The organism is Pseudomonas sp. AK106, from assembly GCF_053903055.1.
Genome location: NZ_CP096426.1, coordinates 2,229,839 through 2,249,944, shown reverse-complemented (window position 1 = coordinate 2,249,944; position 20,106 = coordinate 2,229,839). Strand labels below are relative to the sequence as shown.

18 protein-coding genes are annotated in these 20,106 nt (G+C 61.5%); 13 read left to right on the top strand and 5 right to left on the bottom strand.

The window, feature by feature from the left end; genetic code table 11:
* Position 1: 1 nt before the first annotated feature.
* Entirely contained in the window at positions 2 to 814 is an 813-nt protein-coding gene (locus M1E04_RS10185; protein ID WP_456292885.1) for a shikimate 5-dehydrogenase, read from the bottom strand.
* Positions 815 to 1,041: 227 nt separating this feature from the next.
* Here M1E04_RS10185 and M1E04_RS10180 point away from each other — a divergent pair, with 227 nt between their 5' ends.
* The 3 genes from M1E04_RS10180 (at position 1,042) to pbpG (ending at position 3,087) form a co-directional block, all read left to right on the top strand.
* A complete protein-coding gene (locus tag M1E04_RS10180) occupies positions 1,042 to 1,392 on the top strand; it encodes a hypothetical protein (protein WP_065988773.1) in 351 nt (116 codons plus the stop codon).
* A 239-nt stretch (positions 1,393 to 1,631) separates the two neighbouring features.
* Positions 1,632 to 1,814, top strand: coding sequence for a hypothetical protein (locus M1E04_RS10175; RefSeq protein ID WP_065988772.1), 183 nt, complete (start codon positions 1,632 to 1,634; stop codon positions 1,812 to 1,814).
* Between the two features lie 337 nt (positions 1,815 to 2,151).
* A complete protein-coding gene (gene pbpG, locus M1E04_RS10170) occupies positions 2,152 to 3,087 on the top strand; it encodes a D-alanyl-D-alanine endopeptidase (RefSeq protein WP_065988771.1) in 936 nt (311 codons plus the stop codon).
* A gap of 44 nt (positions 3,088 to 3,131) precedes the next feature.
* Here pbpG and M1E04_RS10165 read toward each other — a convergent pair whose 3' ends face one another.
* Positions 3,132 to 4,064 carry a magnesium transporter CorA family protein gene (locus M1E04_RS10165; protein ID WP_456292884.1) on the bottom strand — a complete coding sequence of 311 codons (933 nt, stop codon included), beginning with the start codon at positions 4,062 to 4,064 and terminating at the stop codon, positions 3,132 to 3,134.
* 4 nt (positions 4,065 to 4,068) lie between these two features.
* Complete coding sequence (locus tag M1E04_RS10160) at positions 4,069 to 5,652, bottom strand: RimK family protein (protein WP_456292883.1); 1,584 nt, start codon at positions 5,650 to 5,652, stop codon at positions 4,069 to 4,071.
* An 89-nt stretch (positions 5,653 to 5,741) separates the two neighbouring features.
* Between M1E04_RS10160 and M1E04_RS10155 the strand changes: the two genes are divergently transcribed.
* From M1E04_RS10155 to M1E04_RS10145, 3 genes are all read left to right on the top strand, one after another.
* Entirely contained in the window at positions 5,742 to 6,860 is a 1,119-nt protein-coding gene (locus M1E04_RS10155) for a GNAT family N-acetyltransferase/peptidase C39 family protein (protein WP_456292882.1), read from the top strand.
* 114 nt (positions 6,861 to 6,974) lie between these two features.
* On the top strand, positions 6,975 to 7,106 hold the full coding sequence (locus M1E04_RS10150) for a hypothetical protein (protein ID WP_274605101.1): 132 nt from the start codon (positions 6,975 to 6,977) through the stop codon (positions 7,104 to 7,106).
* Between the two features lie 123 nt (positions 7,107 to 7,229).
* Complete coding sequence (locus M1E04_RS10145) at positions 7,230 to 7,688, top strand: DUF2214 family protein (protein ID WP_456292881.1); 459 nt, start codon at positions 7,230 to 7,232, stop codon at positions 7,686 to 7,688.
* 29 nt (positions 7,689 to 7,717) lie between these two features.
* Here the strand turns inward: M1E04_RS10145 and M1E04_RS10140 are convergent, their stop codons facing one another.
* Positions 7,718 to 8,968: an Nramp family divalent metal transporter gene (locus tag M1E04_RS10140; protein ID WP_244160361.1), complete on the bottom strand. Its 1,251-nt coding sequence runs from the start codon at positions 8,966 to 8,968 to the stop codon at positions 7,718 to 7,720.
* A 183-nt stretch (positions 8,969 to 9,151) separates the two neighbouring features.
* On the opposite strand from M1E04_RS10140, the gene M1E04_RS10135 reads away from it, so the two are divergent.
* The gene (locus M1E04_RS10135; RefSeq protein ID WP_456292880.1) at positions 9,152 to 10,585 is read left to right on the top strand and encodes an MFS transporter; all 1,434 of its coding nucleotides are present in this window, start codon (positions 9,152 to 9,154) and stop codon (positions 10,583 to 10,585) included.
* 1,021 nt (positions 10,586 to 11,606) lie between these two features.
* Here M1E04_RS10135 and norR read toward each other — a convergent pair.
* Complete coding sequence (gene norR / locus M1E04_RS10130) at positions 11,607 to 13,163, bottom strand: nitric oxide reductase transcriptional regulator NorR (protein WP_456292879.1); 1,557 nt, start codon at positions 13,161 to 13,163, stop codon at positions 11,607 to 11,609.
* A gap of 373 nt (positions 13,164 to 13,536) precedes the next feature.
* Here norR and M1E04_RS10125 point away from each other — a divergent pair, with 373 nt between their 5' ends.
* The 6 genes from M1E04_RS10125 (at position 13,537) to M1E04_RS10100 (ending at position 19,949) form a co-directional block, all read left to right on the top strand.
* Positions 13,537 to 14,988, top strand: a complete 1,452-nt coding sequence (locus M1E04_RS10125; RefSeq protein WP_065988484.1) for a UbiA family prenyltransferase — start codon at positions 13,537 to 13,539, stop codon at positions 14,986 to 14,988.
* Positions 14,985 to 16,301 carry an FAD-binding oxidoreductase gene (locus tag M1E04_RS10120; protein WP_456292878.1) on the top strand — a complete coding sequence of 439 codons (1,317 nt, stop codon included), beginning with the start codon at positions 14,985 to 14,987 and terminating at the stop codon, positions 16,299 to 16,301. The genes M1E04_RS10125 and M1E04_RS10120 overlap by 4 nt, the downstream gene beginning before the upstream one ends.
* Positions 16,302 to 16,309: 8 nt before the next feature.
* Positions 16,310 to 17,050 carry an SDR family oxidoreductase gene (locus M1E04_RS10115; protein ID WP_065988738.1) on the top strand — a complete coding sequence of 247 codons (741 nt, stop codon included), beginning with the start codon at positions 16,310 to 16,312 and terminating at the stop codon, positions 17,048 to 17,050.
* Positions 17,047 to 18,033, top strand: a complete 987-nt coding sequence (locus tag M1E04_RS10110; RefSeq protein WP_456292877.1) for a lysylphosphatidylglycerol synthase transmembrane domain-containing protein — start codon at positions 17,047 to 17,049, stop codon at positions 18,031 to 18,033. Before M1E04_RS10115 ends, M1E04_RS10110 begins: the two co-directional genes overlap by 4 nt.
* Positions 18,034 to 18,071: 38 nt before the next feature.
* Complete coding sequence (locus M1E04_RS10105) at positions 18,072 to 19,556, top strand: DUF2723 domain-containing protein (protein ID WP_456292876.1); 1,485 nt, start codon at positions 18,072 to 18,074, stop codon at positions 19,554 to 19,556.
* 78 nt (positions 19,557 to 19,634) lie between these two features.
* On the top strand, positions 19,635 to 19,949 hold the full coding sequence (locus M1E04_RS10100; RefSeq protein ID WP_065988487.1) for a hypothetical protein: 315 nt from the start codon (positions 19,635 to 19,637) through the stop codon (positions 19,947 to 19,949).
* The last annotated feature ends 157 nt before the right edge of the window (positions 19,950 to 20,106 follow it).

The window sequence follows — 20,106 nt, the reverse complement described above, 5'->3', positions numbered from 1 at the left end:
GCTAGCCCCGCGCGAACGCCGCCGCTGCGTGATACTGCTCCTGGGTTGGCGTCACACCGGTGTAAAGAATGAACTGCTCCAGGGCCTGGATTGCCGCGACCTGGTCGCCGGTGATCAGGCGTTTGCCGAGCCGCTCGGCCTCGACGATGAACGGCGTGCGCGCCGGCGTGGCGACGACGTCAAATGCTGTGTCGGCGTGTTCGAGGGCGGACACCTCAAAAGCCAGCGCCTCGGCCTGATCACCGGCCATACCCAGCGGGGTGACGTTCACCAGCAGCGGCGGGCGTTCACTGCCCAGTTCGGCTTGCCACGCAAAGCCGCACGTCTGCGCGAGCGCCCTGCCCGCCTGCTCGTTGCGCGCCACGATCAGCCCGTCGGTGAAACCGGCGTCGCGCAGGGCGCAGGCGACGGCCTTGGCCATGCCGCCACTGCCACGCAGCGCAAATCGCGTGCGCGGCACTTCATGGGTGTCCACCAGTTGGGCGATGGCAATGTAATCGGTGTTGTACGCTTTCAAACGGCCATCGGTATTAACGATGGTGTTGATGGATTGAATGGCGGCGGCGGACGCGTCCAGTTCATCGACCAGCTCAAGAGACGCTTCTTTGAAAGGCATCGACACGCCGCACCCGCGAATGCCCAATGAACGCATGCCGGCGATGGCGGCGGACAGGTCGGTCGGCGAGAAAGCCTTGTAATAGAAGTTCAAGCCCAACTGTTGATAGAGGTGGTTATGGAAGCGCACGCCGAAGTTGCCCGGACGTCCGGCCAGTGACATGCACAACCGCGTTTCCTTACTGGCAGTGACCAACATGAAATCTCCCGAGTGGTATTAGAAGACGCCTGGGGAAAGGCGTAGAATTGCAACGCTTCGCCGGAATGGGCACAGCTGTTGTTATTAAAGTTGTCGAATACCTTACACAAAATTTACGCAACGGCCTCGCAGATATTTCCTGAGCCGTTGTCTGAGAAGTTATCCCGTGGCAGTGCCTGAGCGTAACGCAGGCTCGCGACAACGGGACTGAACACCGAGGAACAGTCATGATTCGTCAGATCCCCAAAGTTGCCCTGTTGTTAGGCGCCCTCGCCCTGGCAGGCCAGGCTGAAGCCCATGGCGGCGGCCCGGGCTGGGGTGGAGCAGCCGTGATCGGCGCGGTCGTCGGCGGTGTCGTCGGCGCGGCAGTGGCGTCCGGTCCGGTTTATGCGTCGCCCGCTCCTGTGTACTACTCGGCCCCGGCGCCGGTTTATTACGCGCCACCGCCACCGCCGCCGGTTTACTACCAGCCGGCTTATGTCGTTGAACGCCCGGTCGTCTACGCCCCGCGTTACTACGGCCCGCCACGTTATTACGGCCCACCACCGGGCTACTACCACGGTGGCGGTCGCTGGTAACAGCGGTTTGCTCCTGGCCCGAGGGCTGTGGCGTTAGCAGCCCCAGCCTCACGTAACACTGACCCCGCCCCTCCGGCGGGGTTTTTGTGTCCGGGCGTTTTATACCGGACGCAAGTGCGGTTTAGAGACCCGTTCCATCACCGCCCCTACCCGCTCATCAATGACGACTATCGAGCGCGTTGATTTCTGGATCAACCTGTCGCGCCGTACAGTGGCGCCATAGATTGATGGAGGCCCCTATGACCAAGGTACAAATCATGTCGGTTGTCGGCAGCGCAGTACCCGCCCAGCTTCGTGAGCGCGGTCTGCTGGCGTGCTGGTACTTGATGCACGATGGCGAACCCGTCAGCGGCCCTTTGCCTTCACTGCCGGCCGCGCAAGCGCTGTCGCAGCAGCTTGAACACCCCCCGCTCAACAGCTGAAGCCCTGTTCCCTTATCCCTGCGAATCGTGCGTTGCTCCGCACACCCCTTTAGCCCGCCTCTTTAATGACGCGGGCTTTTTTTTGCGAGCCAATCCGGTTTTGATGCACGGCCATGACCGTCTGGCGCGCCATAAACAGCAATCCGACCCTTTTAAATACAGGCTTTTTGGATCCGCCACCTGAACCTGAGCTATACAACAGCGGTTTATTAACGAAACCCCGCGCCAGGCCATCGACAACTTCAGAAACTTGCTCCTAAAATGCGCCGAACGTGTTGTCGTCCTTGAAGAAAGTCCGACGTTCCACGCTATTTCCATCATTAAGTGAGCGTTGCTCTTGAAAATTCGCCCAACCGTCATCGGCCTATTATTTGCACTTACAGGCTGCGCACTTTCCACCGTCACGCTGGCCAAAGAATCACCGACCTTCAATCGCGATCCGGCCAATCTGCATCTGGCTTCAGGCAGCGCCATGATTACCGACCTGCAGACGGGTCAGGTGCTGTACGCGAGCAACCCCGACATCGTCGTGCCGATCGCCTCCGTGACCAAGCTGATGACCGCGATGGTGACCCTCGACGCCAAGCTGCCCATGGACGAGATGATCAAGGTCGACATCTCCCAGACCGCCGAAATGAAAGGCGTGTTCTCCCGGGTCAAGCTGGGCAGTGAGCTGAACCGCCACGACATGATGCTGATCACCCTGATGTCGTCGGAAAACCGCGCCGCAGCGAGCCTGGCCCACAGCTACCCGGGCGGCTACCCGGCCTTCATCCGGGCGATGAATGCCAAGGCCAAGGCGCTCGGCATGAACCACACCGTGTACATGGAGCCCACCGGCCTGTCGGTCTACAACGTTTCCACCGCGCGGGACCTGACCAAGCTGGCCCTCGCCGCACGAAATTACCCGATGCTGCGCGAGCTGAGCACCACGCCTGAGAAAACCGTGACCTTCCGCAAGCCGAATTACATCCTCGGCTTCAGCAACACTGACCACCTGGTGCGTAAATCCAACTGGGACATCAAGCTGACCAAGACCGGCTTCACCAACCAGGCCGGCCACTGCCTGGTGCTGTTGACCAGCATGGCCAATCGTCCTGTGTCGGTGGTGATTCTCGATGCCTTCGGCAAATACACCCACTTCGCCGATGCCAGCCGCATGCGCTTGTGGATGGAGACCGGCAAAAGCGGTCCGGCGCCGGAAGTCGCCCTGCAGTACAAGAAGGAGAAGAACCAGGTGCTGAGGCAGAAAGGTTTGCAGGCGTCGGAATAACACCTCCCGCCACGTTCAGTGGGAACCCGCCGGGCTCCCACTGATCACTGACTCGCCCGCGCCATGCGCTTGAGTATCACCACCATCCCCACGCCCAGCCCGGCCATCCCGACCAGCAATGCCGGGTAACTGAGCCACCACGGGACGGGCGTGGTCATCATGCTGAATTCCGACATCCCGCCAATCCCCGCCACCAGATTCAATGGCAAGAACACCACGTTGATCAACGTCAGCTTGCGCAGCAGGTTATTGGTGTTGTTGTTGACCAGATTGCCCCGCGCGTCCATCAGGCTGGCGAACACCGTGGAATAGATGTTCGCCTGTTTATGGCACTGCTCGTTCTCGATGATCATGTCTTCGATCAGCGCCAGGCTGTCGCCGGAAAACTGATGTTTGTGCGCATGATTGCGCAGGCGCGTCAGCACCGAGCCGTTGCTGTCGATGGCGTTGATGTAATAGACCAGGCTTTCGCTCAGGTTGAACATCTGCACCAGGTGGCGGCTGTCCATCGAGGCATTGAACTGCTGTTGCAGTTCCCGTGCGATCATCTTGATCACCTTGAGGTGACCCAGATAATGATGGATGTTGTGGAACAGCACCTCCAGCAGCACGTCGAGCAACGTGTGCATGGGCCGCTGCAGTCCCAGGTCGCTGATCTGCTTGTTGTCGGCGCAGATCAGGACCATATGATGGGGGCTGAGCAGCACACCGAACGACGACACGTCGAAGGAAAAGGTGTCCTTGCCCGAGTAGTTTTCCGGGCGCTTCCAGATCATGAACAGCGCGTCCGGGTGAAATTCGATGCGCGACACCTCGTCGGGGTCGAGCGCCGAGGCCAGGGCGTGGTCGTCCAGATTGAAGCGCTCCAGCAGCAGGGTCTTTTCCGCTGCGTCCGGATCGCTGAACCACAGCACACTCGCATCGGCTTCGGCGCATTCCCGTAACCGGCCCGCCTCAAGGCGGTGACCCTTGACCACCGCCCTAACCCGCCAGACCGCGACGTTTGATGTCGAGCCGGCGAATGAACTCCTCCAGCACCAGCGCGTACAAGTCGTCCTGCAGCCAGGCGTCTTCGATGCCGGCGTCGAGGTTGGGGTTGTCGTTGACTTCGATCACCACCACGCGGTCGCCGGATTGCTTCAAGTCGACGCCATACAGCCCATCGCCGATCAGGTTGGCAGTCTTCACCGCCAGCTCCACCACGGCGCGCGGCGCATCATGAACGGCCAGGGTGCGGCACTCGCCGTTGATCTCCGCGTCGATGGCCTTGTGGTTGTAAATCTGCCAGTGCCCCTTGGACATGAAGTACTGACAGGCGAACACTGGCTTGCGATTGAGCACGCCAATGCGCCAGTCGTACTCGGTGTAGAGGTATTCCTGGGCCAGCAGCAGCACCGAGTGCTCGAACAGCTCCCGCGCCGCATCCTGCAACTGCTTCGCGTCCTGCACTTTGATCACGCCCTTGGAAAAACAGCCGTCGGGGATTTTAAGCACCAGCGGAAAGCCCAGTCGTGCCGCGACGTGCTCCAAATCATCCGGTCGCTCCTTGTAGAGGATTTCCGTGGCCGGCATGCCCAGCTTGTGGCTCTTGAGCAGGTCGGTCAGGTAGACCTTGTTGGTGCAGCGCAGGATTGACGCCGGGTCATCCATCACCACCAGCCCTTCGCTCTCGGCCTTCTTGGCGAAGCGGTAGGTGTGGTTGTCGACGCTGGTGGTCTCGCGGATCAGCAGCGCGTCGTATTCGGCCAGCCGTGAGTAGTCCTTCTTCTCGATCAGCTCGACGTCCACGCCCAGTTGCTGGCCGACGCGGATGAAGTTGTCCAGCGCCTTGGGATTGGACGGCGGCAGCGCTTCCTGCGGGTCGTGCAGAATCGCCAGGTCGTAGCGATAGGTACGACGTGACCGCGGCTGGCGCCAGATCTTGCGGCTGAAACTGTCCAGGGACTGGGCGAACTGGTCCTGCTGATGATCGCGCAGGCGGGTCAAGGCGCCGGTCTTGATGCCGACGATGTGCCAGTTGTCGCGCTTGCGAAACTCCACCAGCAGGATCGGCGCCGGAAACGCCTCGAACAGCTGACGGGCCATATCCTGCAACGGCGCGAGATCGGTCTGACCGAAATACAGGCTCAGGGTGAAGCCTTCGGTTTCGTCGTACGGATGGTCACGCAGCGCGTGTTCGAGGCGCTTGTCGAGGTCATCCAGCGCCAGGCCGTAGAGGGATTTGCGGGTCAGCTCGCTGATGGTTTTCACCGATGGAATCACGTGGTGACCCCGGGCTTCGGCCAGCAGCGAGCAGTAATAGCCGTGGCCGAGGTAGCGATAACTGCGGCACAGGTTAATCACCTGCACCCGCTGACCGGCATTGTTCTGAGGCGGGTTTTCAAGATAGTCCTGGGCGCTGATCAAGTGTTCGCTGGGCAAGTAAGACGACCAGTCTTCGAGCCGCTCCACCACAATCAACAGTTGGCTTCGGGTTGAAACAGGTTTCAGCGGATTGACATTTAAAGTTGCCGAACGCTGAGGTTGTGCTGATACTTCGTCGGTCTTCACCGGCACCGCATTCATGAGTTGATCCTTCGGGAAACAGTCCTTTCTATAAAACATGGCTTTGTAGAAATGTCCCGTTTCGTTACTCACTCTTTACGGTGCCTGACATGAACTTTATATATCGCCTCGCCCAGCCGGCCGATGTGGACGAACTGCTGGTGCTGGAAAACCAGTGCTTTGAATCCGACCGCCTGAATGCGCGCAGCTTTCACTGGATGGTCACGCGGGCCAACGCGCGATTGATCGTGGCGCTGGGTGATCATCCAGAACAACGCCTGGCCGGTTATGCGCTGGTGCTGTTTCATCGCGGCACTTCTCTGGGCCGGCTTTATTCCCTGGCGATCAGCGACGATGCCCGGGGTCAGGGCCTCGGGCAGCACCTGTTGGCCCAGGCTGAACAGCATGCCCTTGAGCGTGAGTGTGCCTATTTGCGGCTCGAAGTCCGGCCGGACAACGCCCCGGCGATTCGTCTTTACGAGCGCAACGGCTATCGGCTGTTCGACCGCATCGACGACTACTACGAAGACCACGCCCCGGCATTGCGCTACGAAAAACGCATCCGCGAACACGCCACCGGCGTCACTCGCCACGTGCCCTATTACCCGCAAACGCTGGACTTCAGCTGCGGTCCGGCGTGCCTGCTGATGGCCATGAAAGCCCTGCAACCGCCGCGCGCCATGCAACGTCACGAGGAACTGCAGATCTGGCGCGAGGCGACCACGGTGTTCATGACCTCCGGCCATGGCGGTTGCAGCCCCCAGGGTCTGGCGCTGGCGGCGTTGCGCCGTGGATTCGAGGTCGGCCTGCAGGTGTCGGTGCGCGGGCCGTTGTTTCTCGCCGGTGTGCGCAGCGAAGAAAAGCGCGAAGTCATGCGCCTGGTGCATGAGGAATTCAGCCGCGAGCTGGCTGAAAGCGCAGTTCGTCAACTGGGCAGTGCGCCGCTCAATCTCTGGCAACTGCAACAGGACCACGGTCTGGCGCTGGTGCTGATCAGCAGCTATCGGTTGACCCGTTCCAAGGCACCGCACTGGGTGCTGGTCACGGGGTGCGATGACGATTTCGTTTACTTGCACGACCCCGACATTGATCACAGCCAACAGCGTCAGGCCATGGACTGCCAATACATGCCGGTCAGTCATAAAGAGTTCGCCGGCATGAGTTGTTTTGGTGCCGACAAACTTCGCGCAGCGGTTGTTCTTTATTCCCAAGGGCAGGCGCCTATATAAACGGCGTCAGTCAAGACGTCGTTCGCGTAAAGATCCCGTCGTATTGATTGCAGTTGCACCTGCAAACGGAATGAATAGGCGCTCGGCCTTTTGGCGATGGGTGGAATAGGCGTGATGGATAACTCGGTGATCGGTCTGGTGATTGTTTCGGTGATAGCGGTATTTGGACTTTCGGCGTTTTACTTTGATTTCGTTCATCCGCGTCGCAAGCCACGCCTGGAAAAACGACGCCACCTGCAGAAATGAGCGACGGCGCCCACGACGGATTATTTTTCTTGTCCCACTTGATCGGTCAAGGCGTAACGCCAACGACCCGCTACGCTTGTGCAGGTGACGCTTGCTTCGCACATCGCTCGGGGGAGTTCAAACATGCTCATCAAATGGGTACTGGCTGCGGTGCACCTGCTGGCGTTCGGTTTTGCGATAGCGGCGGTGCTGGCGAGGGGACGGGCGTTGCGGCGACTGCGCACGGACGATCCGAGATCGTTCAGGGATGTGTTCGTGGTCGACAATATCTGGGGCGTCTCAGCAGGGGTTCTGCTGGTCACCGGGGCATTTCGGGCGTTCGGCGGGCTGGAAAAAGGCTCGTACTATTACCTGCATCAGCCACTGTTTCACCTGAAAATGGCGGCGTTCGTGGCCATGCTCGCGCTGGAAGTGGTGCCGATGTTCGCGCTGATCAAATGGCGCATCGCATTCAAAAAGAACCAGCCCGTTGATACTTCCCTGTCGCGCCGTTTCGCCCGAATCAGCCACATGGAGGCGTTGCTGATGGTCATCATCGTCATCGCCGCCACGGGCATGGCGCGGGGGATATTGCTGAGTTGAGGCCGGGGCGATGCCCTGACCTCTGTCTGTCAGACCACCCAGAAATACATGAGGGTCAGGTTCGCGCCCGAGATCAATCCGAACAGCCCCCAGGCCAGGGTTTTGGTCAGGCGACTGTTGGCGAACGGGCCCATCAATTGTTTGTCGCTGGTGAAGCGGATCAGCGGCCACAGCGCGAAGGGCAATTGCAGGCTGAGGACGACCTGGCTGAGCACCAGCATCTTGCCCACCGCGCCGTCGCCGAACCAGATCACTCCAATGAACGCCGGAATCAGCGCCAGGCCACGGGTGGCCAGACGGCGTTGCCAGCACGGGATCTTCGCCTTGAGAAACCCTTCCAGCACCACTTGGCCGGCGATGGTGCCGGTGAACGTTGAGCTCTGCCCTGCCGCCAGCAGCGCGACGCCGAACAGCACGCTGGCGACCGCGCCGCCCACCAGCGGATCCAGCAGATGGTAGGCGTCCTGGATTTCCACGATGTCGGTGTGGCCGGTGCCGTGGAACGCGGCAGCCGCCAGAATCAGAATGGCCGCGTTGATCACCAGCGCCAGGCTCAGGGAGGCGATGGTGTCGACCCGGGCGTAACGAATGGCGCTGGCCTTGCTTTCCACCGACGTGCCGTTGACCCGGGTCTGCACCACCGATGAATGCAGGTACAGGTTATGGGGCATCACGGTCGCACCGAGAATGCCGATGGCGATGTACAGCGGTTCCTGATTACTCAGCATCTCCCACGACGGCTTGAGCCCTGCGACGACGTCCGGCCAGAACGGTTTGATCAGCACCAGTTCGATAAAGAAACACGTCGCGATGGTCGCGATCAGCCCCAGCACGATGGCTTCGAGACGCCGGAAATTGGCCCCCTGCAAGGCCAGCACGATGACCGTATCAAACGCCGTCAGCGCCACGCCCGTGGTGATCGACACCCCCAGCAGCAAGTGAAACGCCAGCGCAGCACCCAGCACTTCCGCCAGATCGGTCGCAAGGATCGACAGCTCGGCGAGAACCCACTGGCCCATGCCGACCCGGCGGCTGTAGTGCTCGGACGACAGCTGCGCCAGATCGCGGCCGGTGGCGATGCCCAGGCGCGAACACAGATTCTGCAGCACCATGCCCGACAGACTGGCCAGCACCACCACGAACAACAGCGAATAACCGAAGCGCGAGCCGGCCTCGATGGCGGTGGCCCAGTTGCCGGGGTCCATGTAGCCGATGGAAATCAACAGGCCGGGGCCGACGAACAGCATCAGCTTGCGCAGGAAAGACGCATTGGCGGGAATGGCGACGCTGTCGGTGGTCGCCGACGGGCAGAATGGCGCGGTGGCCGTGGTCGGGAGTTTGTACTTCACAGGAATCCGAAACGTGGTGGCAGTCAGTCCCGGAGCTTAAACGTGCAGAAATGTTTTGTCTTGAATCTCTGGGGCACTAACATGCTGCGTCTCACCGATCCGGAAAAAACAATAATGCATGCCGTGCCCGATAGCCCTGACAACGCCCATTCGACCCGTGACGGCGTCGACCCGATACGTGCTGCGCGGATTTCCGCGCGCATCGACCGACTGCCCGCCGTCGCCACGATCTGGAAGCTGGTGGCGCTGTTGTCCATTGGCGGTTTCTTCGAGCTCTACGATTTGTTTCAGACCGCCTATATCAGCCCCGGTCTGATTCGCGACGGGCTGTTCGCCACAGGGGCCCAGGGCGTGTTCGGCTTTTCCGATCAGGCGGCGTTCGCCTCGGCCACCTTTCTGGGACTGTTCCTCGGTGCCAGCCTGCTGAGCCCGATCGCCGACCGCTACGGCCGCCGCGCGATCTTCACCTTCGCGTTGATCTGGTACACCGTCGCCACGGTGCTGATGGGCATTCAGACCTCGGCACTGGGCATCATCTGCATGCGCTTTCTGGTGGGCATCGGCCTGGGCATCGAGCTGGTGACCATCGACGCGTACCTCTCGGAACTGGTGCCCAAGCGCATGCGCAGCTCGGCGTTTGCCTTCGCGTTTTTCGTGCAGTTCCTGTCGGTGCCGTCGGTGGCATTGATGTCCTGGTGGCTGGTGCCCCAAGACCCGTTCGGTATCGCGGGCTGGCGCTGGGTGGTGTTGGCCAGTGCACTGTTTGCGCTGTTCATCTGGTGGCTGCGCTCGCGCCTGCCGGAATCACCGCGCTGGCTGGCGCAACACGGCCGCTTCAGCGAGGCCGAAAAGATCATGGACGACCTCGAAGCCCGCTGCGTGAAGGATCACGGTCAGGCGCTGGACGAACCTGAAACCCACAATGTAGCGGTCGAAGGCAAAGGCCGTTTCGCTGACATCTGGCAACCGCCGTACCGCCGCCGCGCGCTGATGCTGATTGTCTTTCATGTGTTTCAGGCGATCGGCTTTTTCGGTTTCGGTAACTGGCTGCCTGCGTTGCTGTCGGGTCAAGGCGTGAGCGTGACCCACAGTTTGGCGTATGCCTTCGTGATCACCCTCGCCTATCCCCTTGGGCCGTTGTTGTTTGTGAAGTTCGCCAATCGTTTCGAGAATAAGTGGCAAATTGTCGGCTCGGCGCTGGGCTCGATGATTTTCGGCACGCTGTTCGCGCAGCAGACGACGGCCGTGGGGCTGATTTTTTGCGGGGTCATGATTACGTTTTGCAATGCGTGGCTGAGTTTCAGTTATCACTCGTACCAGAGCGAGTTGTTCCCGACCAATATCCGCGCCCGGGCGGTGGGGTTTTGTTATTCGTTCAGTCGTCTGTCGACGGTGTTCAGCAGTTTGTTGATCGGGTTGTTTCTGGACCATTTCGGCACGCCGGGGGTGCTGACGTTCATTGTGATGAGTATGTTGATTGTGATCATCACGATCGGGGGGTTTGGGCCGAAGACGCGGAATCTGGCGCTCGAAGATATTGCTCATTAGTAGCGGAGTCCTTTTTACAGCAGCCAAGATCAAGAGCGTCTGCCTAAGGGCAGACGTTTCGCCTTCGGCGAGTTACTTGGAAAAGCACCCCAAGTAACCAAGGGTGCTTGCTCCTGGTTGGGCCCGACTTCGTCGGGTTCCTTCACTCCGGTCCCGCTCCGTGGGCCCGCTGCCATCCGCCATCCATGGCGGGGGGCAGCTCTCGCCGCATCCATGCGGCTCGGCCCACTCCGCGAGACCTGCGTTCAGCCTGCACCCAAGTCGCGATTGGCGGTGACCGGACTTTTTGCGTATGAAGATCAAAAGCAGATCACAAGCAGATCAAAGGCTTCCCGGCTGAAGCCGGTCCTACTAACAGCGCGCGGTGTGTCAGCCGATCGTTCCCCCGCTCCGCGTGGGAATGCATCCCGTGACGCTCTGCGTCACTTGTCCGGCCTAAATGTGCGTCGTCTGCGGGACGCAGAGCGTCCGGGGCGGCGTTACCACGCGGAGCGTGGGAACGATCAGAAATAGAACGCATTTTTTCTGTAGGAGCCGGCTTGCTGGCGAGCGCGGTGGGTCAGGTATGAAGACATCGACTGACAGAATACATTCGCCAGCAAGCCGGCTCCTACAGTGTGAGCTGGGTACAGTCAGTGGGACCGGCTTTAGCCGGGAAGCTTTTGATCTGCCTCTGCCTCTGCCTTTGATCTTGATCTTGATCTTGATCTTCAAACACAAGAAGTTCAGTCACCGCCAATCGCGACTTGGGTGCAGGCTGAACGCAGGTCTTGCGCAGTGGGCCGAGCCGCATGGATGCGGCGAGAGCGCCGTCAGGACATGGATGTCCGTTCGGCGCGGGCCCACGGAGCAAGACCGGAGTGAGGGAACCCTGACGAAGGAAGGGCCCAACCAGGAGCAAGCACCCTTGGCTGCTCTTTAAAACCGAGAGGGGGGTGCTTTTCCAAGTAACTCGCCGAAGGCGAAACAGTCTGCCCCCAGGCAGACGCTCTTGACCTGAAGTATCTTGATCTGAAAAAACCTACCGAATCCCCAATCGCCTGGCCAGCCGACTCAAATTCGCCCGATCAACGTCCAGCTCCCGCGCCACATCCGCCCATTTGCCCTGATGCCGCTCCAGCGCCTCGCCGATCAACCGCTTCTGAAACCCGTCCACCGCCCCCTTCAACCCCTCCCCCGGCCGAATCACCGCCGTGCCGACGGATACGTCCAACGAAGCAGGCGCAACCACCCGCACCTCCTCAAGCCCCAACACATCCGCCTCGATCGTCAAAATCCGCGGCCGCTGACCCTGCACCGACAGCGCCTTGAGCACCGCGCGACTGATCAGATGCTCCAGCTCCCGCACGTTCCCCGGCCATGCATACGCCAACAGCGCCGCCTGCGCTTCCGGGCTCATGCGCAAACTGCGCAGCCCCATCCGCGCCCGGTTCTCCTCGAGGAAATACCCCGCCAGCAACAACACATCGCGCCCCCGTTCGCGCAACGGCGGCACCACCAACGGGTAAACGCTCAGGCGGTGATAGAGATCCGCACGGAAGCGCCCGGCGCGCACTTCTTCTGCCAGATCACGGTTGGTCGCGGCGATGATGCGCACGTCCACGCGATGCTCCTGATCGGACCCGACGCGCTGCAACTGGCCGCTCTGCAACACCCGCAGCAACTTCGACTGCACCGGCAGCGGCAGCTCGCCGACCTCGTCGAGGAACAACGAACCGCCATGGGCCAGCTCGAACTTGCCGCTGCGTCCGCTGACCGCTCCGGAGAACGCGCCTTTCACATGGCCGAACAGCTCGCTCTCCACCAACAGTTCGGGCAGCGCGGCGCAGTTAAGGCTGATCAGTGGCCTCGCCGCCCGCGGCGACTGAAGGTGAATGGCCTCCGCGACCAATTCCTTGCCGACGCCGGTTTCGCCCGTGATCAGCACCGTCAGCGGGCTGTTGCCCACCAGCTGGATTTCCTGCTGCAAACGCTTGTGCACCGGGCTTTGCCCGATCAGCTCCCGAGGCCCGCGTCCGCCTGCGGCACGTTTGTACACCTCGGCCAACCGGCGCTGATCCTCAAAGCCACGGGCCAGTTGGCTGATCCGTTCGCTGGCCATCACCGTTGCCGCCGCCAGGCTGGCAAACGCCTGGAGATTGCCCAGATCGGCCTGGCCAAAGCGTGCAGGATCCAGGGAATCCAGGGTCATCACCCCCCACAGCGTGTTCTGCACGTACAGTGGACAACCGAGGCAATCGTGCACTTCCAGGTCGCCGTGCACGCCTTCAACCAGCCCGTCGTAAGGGTCCGGCAGATCGCAGTCGGTGGAGAAGCGGGTCGGTTCGCGGTTTTGCAGAATGATGTCCAGCCGCGGGTGCTCCCCCAGCCGGAACCGTCGCCCCAGGGTATCCGGACTCAGTCCCTCGACCGACAAAGGCACCAGCGCCTCATCCTCCAGCTTGAGCAACGCCACGGCGTCACACGGGAATAGCTGGCGCAGTGACCGCAGCAGGCGTCGGTAGCGCTCATCGTCCGGCAGGTCCCGGGACAGGTCGGCGACCAGCGGAGTGAGCGCCAGCAGCAAAGGATGGGTCATGAGAACTCCCGGCAACGGCATGGGAAGGGGGCAGTGGCGAGTCATTATGACTGCGATGCCAGTCGAAACGACAGCGCCGTCGCCAACGCAGCTCCCGCCGGTCTGCAGGAAGCACGCTACACACACATAGCCGTGAATCGCCGTATTAAACACGGCACTAAACCGTCATTGCCGAGAAGTCATTAGTTGGTCGCCAATTCTCCGGCAGCGCTTGTGTAATAAATGAAAAACTGCCGCGCTCACTTTTCTCAAAAACTCGCTACTTAATTCTGACGCCACCTCGCCGACGTCACGCCCGGGGCCCTTTAATTTAAATGAAGTTGTGAACATCCGATTTTGTTTATAGTCAGCCGACCCCACAGGAGCACTCACTATGGCCAGAATTCAGGGACGAGTTCTTGAAACTTACCCTCCCTTGGTAGTTGATCTCGACGGCACGTTATTGCGCTCGGATTTGCTCATGGAGACGGCCATGGCGTTCATTCGCGGCCAGCCGCTGAAAACCCTGAAAATGCTGGGCTGGCTGTTCAAAGGCAAAGCCGCGCTGAAAGAAGGCCTGGCGCTGAGCACCGAAATAGACGTCTCCGTGCTGCCTTACGATCCGCAGATCATCGAAATGATCCAGCGCGAACGAGACACCGGCCGCATGGTGGTACTGGCCACGGCGAGTCATGTAAGCCTCGCCGAGCGAATCGCCGAACACTTGCAATTATTCGATCTGGTGCTGGCGTCCAATACCCACCGCAACTTGTCCGGCCACAACAAACGTGACCTGTTAGTTGCGCACTTCGGCGAGGGCGGATTCGATTACATCGGCAACTCGAAAGATGACTTGCCCATATGGGATGTGTCCCGCCAGGCCTATGTGGTCAATCCCGACAGAGGCGTGGAAGCCCAAGTAAAAGCACAAGTCAGCGTCGAGCCGACTATCCGCAGCAACTCGCCGGGCCTGCGGGACTGGCGCAAGGCCCTGCGCTTGCACCAGTGGTTGAAAAACGCGCTGATCTTCGTGCCGCTGTTGGCGTCCCATCGCTTGGCGCAGTTCGAGTTGATGCGCGACGGCGTCATCGCGTTCCTTTGTTTCGGCCTGTGCGCCTCCAGCGTCTACATCCTCAATGACCTGCTGGACCTGTGCGACGACCGCCATCACAAAAGCAAATGCAACCGACCGTTCGCCAGTGGCCGCCTGTCGATCAAGACCGGCCTGGTGATGGTGCCGGCGCTGCTGGCGATGGCCTTCGGCGCCGCGATGCTGCTGTTGCCGTGGCAGTTTTCAGCGGTGATGGCCGCCTACTACGGCCTGACCCTGACCTACTCGCTGAGACTCAAACGCCTGATGGCCTGGGACGTGATCGCCCTGGCGATGCTCTACACCGCGCGAATCATCGCCGGCGTCGCGGCGTTCAGCCTCACTCTGACGTTCTGGATCCTCGCGTTCTCGATGTTCATTTTCCTCAGCCTGGCCATGGTCAAGCGTTACGCCGAGCTGCGCGATGCCCGCGCCCGGGAGATCAATACGTTGGCGAGGGGCCGCGGTTACCACCCCGGCGACCTGGACATGATCGCCTCACTGGGAGCCTCGTCGGGTTACCTCGCGGTGATGGTCCTGGCGCTGTACATCCAGGACGCGAAAACCACTGAGCTGTACGTCACCCCGCACATCATCTGGCTGGCCTGCCCGCTGCTGCTGTTCTGGGTGACGCGGGTGTGGATGCTGACCCATCGCGGGCAGATGAACGAAGACCCGGTGGTGTTCGCCATCCGCGACCGCACCAGTCAGCTGATCGGCGCGGCGTTTCTGATGATGTTCTGGATCGCCGCATGAGCACGCCGTTGTATTCCTGGGGACGTTTCCCCCGTCGTCCGCAACGCGGTCATGGCTGTGTGTGGCTCGACGAATTGCCTGCGCAGATGGACCGCGTGATCGGCGCCCACCGCAGCAGCCTGCCCTACGGCAACGGCCGCAGTTACGGCGACAGTTGCCTGGCGGCCAGCGATGAGGTGCTGCACATGCGCTCGCTGGACCGGCTGATCGAGGCCGACTGGAGCACCGGCGTGATCAAGGCCGAGGCCGGCATCACCCTGGCGGAAGTGCTGGCCGTGGCCATCCCCCAAGGCTGGTTTTTGCCAGTGACGCCCGGGACCCAGTTCGCCACCCTCGGCGGCGCCATCGCCAATGACGTTCACGGCAAAAACCATCATGTGCGCGGCACCTTTGGCCGCTACCTGCTGAGCTTCGGCCTGTTGCGCCACGGCGAGCCGGAGGTGGTCTGCTCGCCTGAAGATCAACCAGCCCTGTTCGGCGCGAGCATCGGCGGGCTCGGCCTGACCGGGGTCATTCAATGGGCGCAGATCCAGTTGATGCCGATCCGCGCCAGCCAGATCGACACCACCACGGTGCGCTTCGCCAATCTGGCCGAGTTTTTTGCGCTGTCGGCCGAGCTGGACGCGCGCCACGAATACAGCGTCGCCTGGGTCGACTGCCTGGCCAAGGGTGCAGAGACCGGACGCGGTGTGTTCATCGTCGGTGGCCACGCGCAGTACGGCTCCCTTGACGTCGGTCAGCGCAAGAAACTCAGCGTGCCGCTGACGCCGCCGGTGTCGCTGATCAACACAGTCTCCCTCAGCGCCTTCAACAGCCTGTACTGGCGCCTGCACACCCGCCAGCGCAAGCAGGGCCGCAGCGCCTACGAACCGTTCTTCTACCCCCTCGACCGGATCCTGCACTGGAACCGGATTTATGGCCGCCGGGGGTTTCAGCAATACCAGTGCGTCGTGCCTGCGGCGAATGCCGAAGCGGCCATGGGCGAACTGCTGCGCACCATTGCCAAGGCTGGCCAGGGGTCGTTCCTTGCCGTGCTCAAGCGCTGTGGCGATATAGCCTCGCCGGGGCTGCTGTCGTTCCCCCTTGAAGGCACTTCCCTGGCCCTGGATTTTGCCCAGAGCGAGGCACTGGAAAAGGTGCTGTTCCCGCGTCTGGACGACATCGTTCGCGCCGCCGGCGGGCGCTTGTACCCGGCCAAGGACGCCCACATGAGCGGTGCCGATTTCCGGCGGGCCTACCCCGCCTGGGAGCAGTTGGAAGCGCTGCGCGATCCCTCTTTGATGTCCCGTTTCTGGAGCCGTGTGATCCTATGAAAACTGCAGTGAAGAAAGTCCTGATCATCGGCGCCACCTCCGCCATCGCCAGCGCGTGCGCACGGTTGTGGGCCACGGAAGGCAGCGATTTTTTCCTGGTGGCGCGCAACGTCGAGAAGCTGCAGCAGACCGCCGCCGACCTCAAGGCGCGCGGAGCGACCCACGTCACGCTGCACGAGATGGACGCCAACGACATCGAGGCGCATCCGCTGATGATGGGCCGCTGCCTGACTGCGCTGGGACAGATCGACATCGCCCTGATCGCCCACGGCACGCTGCCCGATCAGAAGGCCTGTGAGCGCGACGTGCACCTGGCGCTGAAGGAATTCGCCAACAACTGCACCTCGGTGATCGCCCTGCTCACGGTGCTGGCGATGCAGTTCGAAACCCAGCGCTGCGGCAGTCTGGCGATCATTTCTTCGGTAGCGGCTGACCGGGGTCGCCCTTCCAATTACCTCTACGGCAGCGCCAAGGCGGCGGTGTCGACCTACTGCGAAGGCTTGCAGGCGCGGCTGTTCAAAGTCGGCGTGCACGTCACCACCATCAAACCGGGCTTTGTCGACACGCCGATGACCCAGGGGCTGTCGTTGCCGGCGGCCCTGCTGGCACAACCGGCGCAGGTCGCCCAGCGCATCGTCAAAGGCATCGCCAACAAGGTGCCGACGCTCTACGCACCGGGTTTCTGGGCGCTGATCATGCTGGTCATTCGTTCGATCCCGCAGCCGGTGTTCAAGAGGCTGAACCTGTGAGCGAAGCGGTGCCCGAGACTTCGCACCTGTCCGGCTGGCGCTACCGCGCGGTGGTGCTGTCGGTGGTCGGCTCGGCGTTGGGCTATCTCGGCTTTTCGCTGTGGGGCGGCTGGCAGGCAGTGGGCGCTGCGGTGAGCGAGGTCGGGCTGGTGGGCATTGTCATCGCGCTGCTCATGTCATCGGTCAACTACGGCCTGCGCTTTGTGCGTTGGCAGACCTACCTGAAAGTGCTCGGCCATCCCATGCCGTGGCGGCCGAGCCTGAACATTTATCTGGCCGGCTTTGCCCTGACCACCACGCCAGGCAAGGCCGGAGAAGCGTTGCGCGGCGTGCTGCTGAAACGCTGGGCCGTGCCCTACCCGCAGAGTTTCGCGGCGTTTTTCAGCGAGCGGCTGTCGGACCTGTTCGCGGTGGTCTTGCTGACCCTGTTCGGCCTGTCGCTGTACCCCCAGGCATGGCCGATGATCGTGGTCGGCGTGGCGCTGGTGGCGGTCGGGCTGGTGGTGCTGTCGCAACGTCGCCTGCTTGAGCGGATCACCGACAAGGTGCCAGTGGGTGGCGGCAAGGTGCTCGGGCTGCTGCGCCATCTGCTGCAAGTGCTGGTGCATGCGCAGCAATGCCATCGCCTGCGCCTGATGCTCGGGCTGACCGCATTGAGCGTGGTCGCCTGGAGCGCCGAAGCCCTGGCGTTCGACTGGATTCTGAAATGGATGGGCGCGGATATCCCGCTGACGTTCGCGGTGTTTGTCTACGCCCTCGCAATGCTGGCCGGCGCAGTGAGTTTCATGCCTGGTGGACTGGGCGGCGCGGAGGCGGTGATGGTCGGCCTGCTGGTCTGGAAAGGCATGGACAGCGCCGACGCCGTGGCCGCCACCGTGCTGATTCGTCTGGCCACGCTGTGGTTCGCCGTGGCCATCGGCGCGGTGATGCTGATCAGGCTCAAAAGCGAGGCTGCAACGCCTCAGGCTCAACCGGTTCAATAACGCTTTTCGACGGGATTAAAGGGACAGGAGTGCAAGTCATGGTGGCAGCAGTACGTTATCGAGCGTTATTCGGCATTCCCCTGTTGCTGGCGGTGGCCGCCGTGGTCTGGAGCTTTCTGGCCTCCAGCGGCCCGATTCAATGGATGGACAACGGCATCTTCATCGCCGACGCCTCGCAGGGTCGCTATTTCAGCGACACCCTCGGCCCGCTGGATCACCCGTTGTACCTGTTCGTGACCACGGCGCTGTTCGCTCACTTCGGCCCGCTGGTGCTGAGTTTCATGAACTCGATGCTGCTGATCCCGCTGGGCTGGGCGATCTTTCGTCTGGCCAGAGGCGTCGGCGCGACATCGCAGCAGGCCTTGCTGGCGATTGCCGCGGCGGTGTTGTGCCATTGCGTGTTCTGGGTCTCGACCAAAGCCGAGGTTTATCTGCTGCACACGCTGCTGGTAACCCTGGCCTACATGGTGCATTTTCGCGATAAATCGCGCTTGGGCCTGCTCACCGCGCTGTTCGTCATCGGCATCCTCACCGGCCTCGCCGCCGCCATTCACCAACTGACGTTCATCGTGCTGTTCCCGCTCTACGTGCAGCTGGTCTGGCAGCACAGGGCGCGGGTGCTGTTGACGATCCCGGGGTTTGTGCTGGGCTTTGCGGTGGCGATCCCCGGTATTTTGCAGGAGCTGCAAAACGGCTTGAGCCTGATCGACATCGGCCACCGTTACCTGATTGGCATCCCCGACAAGACCACGGAACAGAGCTGGCAGGGTTCGCTGTTTCGCTTCGACGACATGTGGCACGAGAAGAACTCGGTGGTGCTGCTGATGCTGTCCCTGCTCGGCCCGCAACTGGTGGCGCTGGTGCTGTTCCCGAAAAGCCGGCGGCTGCGGCTGCTGTGGTGCGCGGCGGTGCTGAACTTCCTCTTCGCCGTGTCATACAACGTCACCGACCGCTTCACGTTTTTTCTGCCGGGCGCGGTGCTGTTGAGCATCATCGGCGTGATCCATGTGCAGGCGTGGCTGGCGCGGCACAATGCCGCCGTTGTCGCCTATGCCCTGCCCCTCAGCGGCCCGGTGACCCTTCTGGCGGTGTACGCGATTTACGCCAGCGGTGTCGTTGCGCTGCCCACCCACAAGGAAGCGCTGCCTTTCCGTGACGATATCCATTACTTCATGGCGCCATACCTGCGCGATCGTTCGGCGGAGGCGTTCGTGCACAGTTACGAACAATCAGCTCCCCCAGGCGCGCTGATTGTTGCGGACTGGACGCCCAACGGCGCATTGCGTTCGGCGCAAGCCAGCGGCCTGCTCAAAGGACGAACCGTGGCGCTGTGCGAAGGCGCACAAAACATCGAGTCGTACTTGAATGGCCCGGGTGCCTTCCTGGCGCGGACCAGTTACTGCTCGAGCATCTCGGATCGCTTTGATCTGCAGACGTTGGCGGTGGGGTACGAATTGCGCGCGAAAAAAGCGGACGGGCAAAGCAGCCCAAACGTGCTCGTGAATCCACTGAGAGGCGGATGACCGTCCGTCGGATCGAATGCACCTCTTGCGTTGGCGGGTTGACCAATAGGTATCCATGACAACAAAGGGATTCACATCATGATCAAGACTAAATTGACTGCCCTGACACTCGCTGGCCTGATGGCTGTTGCTACTGGCTCCGCGTTCGCTGGTTCCACCGGCCCAACCGATCCGATCGACAAGAACGGTCCGAAGCCAAGCACTTCTACCAGCGGTCAAAACAACGACGGCAGCTCCCCGGGCACGTCGACCCCTGGCACCAAAGGCATGGGCAGCACCAACGGCACCAACCGTGGTGACGCTGACGGCGGCGGCATGACCAATGGCAGCGGCATGGGCGGCAGCGGCGGCGGTACCGGTGGTGGCGCGAGCGGTTCCAGCGGCAGCAAGTAAATCGCTGTGCTGACCGTGTGCCTCTGAGCGAGCTTAGCGCCGAGGCAGCACTGAATACGATGAAGGGCCGAATAAGATTCGGCCCTTTTTTCGTTTCTCGTTCCCGGAAAAGGCCGACCTCCTCACGCCACTGCCCAAATGTCATCAAGGGTGGACC